The 2,606-nt window shown below is 39.1% G+C and carries 2 protein-coding genes; both read right to left on the bottom strand.

All coding sequences use genetic code 11. From position 1 onward, the window contains the following. Positions 1–186: 186 nt before the first annotated feature. Positions 187–1,656 (bottom strand): DUF5687 family protein, encoded by a 1,470-nt coding sequence (locus AC6F75_RS05270; protein ID WP_500713903.1) that lies wholly within the window; start codon positions 1,654–1,656, stop codon positions 187–189. A gap of 86 nt (positions 1,657–1,742) precedes the next feature. Beyond that, on the bottom strand, positions 1,743–2,606 hold an 864-nt coding region (locus AC6F75_RS05265; RefSeq protein ID WP_500713902.1), incomplete at its 5' end, for a glycosyltransferase.

Here is a 2,606-nt window from a genome sequence, read left to right as displayed (position 1 = left end):
GTATCATAGTTTATTTCAAATTTTTTATTTCAAATTTCAAATCGCAAATTTATTTTTCTAGATTCTCTTGTTTAATGCCAGTTTCGGCTCCGCTCAACCTCCGGATTTTCTCTTTTCTCATTTCGAACCCGTCCTAAGTCTTAAGTCAATACTGAACACTGAACACTCACCACTACCCTCTACCCACTAATTCCTCTGACTATAAGCCGCCAAAGTCTTGTATTTTTCCGTTTTATAAATGTTCTCAATAATTGAAAATACCTTTTCCTTAAATGCAAATCCCAAAATACCGAAAAGTGCTACTATCAAATACCCCATTTCAGGGCTATGTGTATAGTGCCCGATGGCATACAGCATCATTGGAAGCAGTAGTTTGGGCAAGGCCAGTAACATACTTTTGATGTTAAACGCCTGCTTGTCGCCAAATACATTTTTATTCTGTGTCAGGTCAATGGGTGTTTTTACATAAGCCCCTGCCCATAGTACTATATGTGCGTTTACACCAATGTTATAAATGGCCCCCACGATTAATGCCAGATAGACTTCCCAGCCAAAATAGAGGTAAAACGAGCCAATCAAAGTGGCTGCGGCAGTAGCCACAACCATCAGCCACCATTTGGAATTGAGATAATCCCGGTAGCGAATGTTTTGGCTCATCATCAGTGGATAGTAGGCACTGTCCCAACTGGGTACAAACTGCCCAAAGGTAAACAGGAACCCGCCGGTGACAAACAAGCCGGCAAATATGCGCCACATTGGGCCCTCATAAGTTTCGATCGCACCTGTAAAGAAAAACAGTCCGTAAAAGATAAAAAACGCACTGATGAGCAAGGTCGTTTTCGACCGCTTGTTACGTCTTAAAAGTTTGATGTCGTTTTTCAGGAAGGTACCCATCAACCCAAAGCGGTCCAGCCAGGTGAGTTGTTCGGTTTTTGCATCTTTTTGTTTGATGGACAATCCCGAGTCCAGATAAAGTCTTTTGTAAAAAAAATGATAGGTTTGTCTTAGAACGACACCCAGTAACACAATTGGAATAATGACCAAATACGGTTGATTGTATAATTCCTGAAACAAAGGACCAGTGTACACCGTGGGGTCAAAAACTTGAAAATAATGCAGGCTTGCCACGGCTATGAGCATACCGCCTATGACAAACAACAATTTGTCCTGATTGTTGATTAGAATGTTAGCGAAGTTATTGAAAAACAGCAAGGCAAAAATACCAAAAAACCACGCAACCACTCCCGCGGGATCAAATCCCTGATAGATGAGCACCCCGGAAAAAGGCAACAGAAAAAACAAATGCACCCAGTTGAAAAAGGACAGTATGGTTTTTCCAAGAGTGTACTTAACGATGGTGCCTTTGGGAATATTCAGGGTGAGCAGTTGTCTGATATTCATCACCGGCATTTTCTGTAAAAAGAACCTGATGACCAAATCGATGACCAGATAATAAATCAAAAATCGGTTAACGGTTGGGAAAGGCTCCAGTTCTAATTTCTCCAGGATAAAGTAACTTCCAATCCCCAACATCAAAAACACGGCGATAAAATAAAGTGCCCCAAGCACCATAAACACTTTTAAAACCACATTGGCCTTAAATGAAGCCGAGCGTGTAAACGATTTCCATTCCAGCGAAAAGAATTTTTTAAACATAGGGTTTTTATGTATGAATTTTATTGAGCGTTTTGTCACAAAATGTAAGTAACCAAAAAGCGGTAATTGTTACATCGGTAAAAATCTTATTTTTTAATTAAGCTTTTATAGCGTTCCAGAACTTCAGGAATCACAGCATCTTCGGTATAATTTTTTAGCACATGCTTATTGAGTTGCTCAGCATCTTCAGATCGTTTTTTGGGGTGGGTGATGTAATACTCCAGGGCTTGAGCCAGGGCTTCGGGATTTTTTGGAGGCACTACTTTTCCATACTCCCCAACCACTTCTGCACAGTAGCCCACATTGGTGGTAACCACCGGCAGACCGGCGAGGGCATATTCCAAAAGAGTCATGGGCAAACCTTCCATATCAGAGCTTAAAACACCTATTTCTACCTTGTTTAGTAAATCAAAAACATCGCTTCGCTCCCCTAAAATTTCAACTGAACCATCTAAAAAATTATTTTTAATCATTTCATTTATGTTGTGTGAATAACTATCGTTAGAAACCTTTCCAACTAGCCATATTTTCCAATCCGGATGGTTTTTATATACCAGATTAAAGGCATTGATTAAATTTTTGTGATTTTTGGGTTTTCGAAAGTTGGCTACACAAATAATGATTTTAGAATTGCTATCACCTCGTTTTGAAATTTGGCTGATTGAATCATTGATAACAAAATTAGGAAAAAAGCAACTATATTTATTCTTCAAATACTCCTTTTGCCATTTGATCAAGTCTTCATTGACTGCAATTGAATAATCAAAATACTTTGAACAGAAAATTAGAATTCTGTTAGTCTCTTTTTGCGATTCCTTACGGCTTCCATAATGGTCATGCCACACCAATTTCACCGAAGGGTTCAGCCATTTTAAAAGTGTGCCAAAAAACCAGGAGGTAGCGTGTGCATGAATGATTTGTATTTTTTCTTGTTTGATGAGTATTGAGGC

The organism is Planktosalinus sp. (assembly GCF_059864935.1).
Note: the sequence above shows the minus strand (reverse complement) of the source record. Positions and strands in the feature narration are given on the sequence as shown.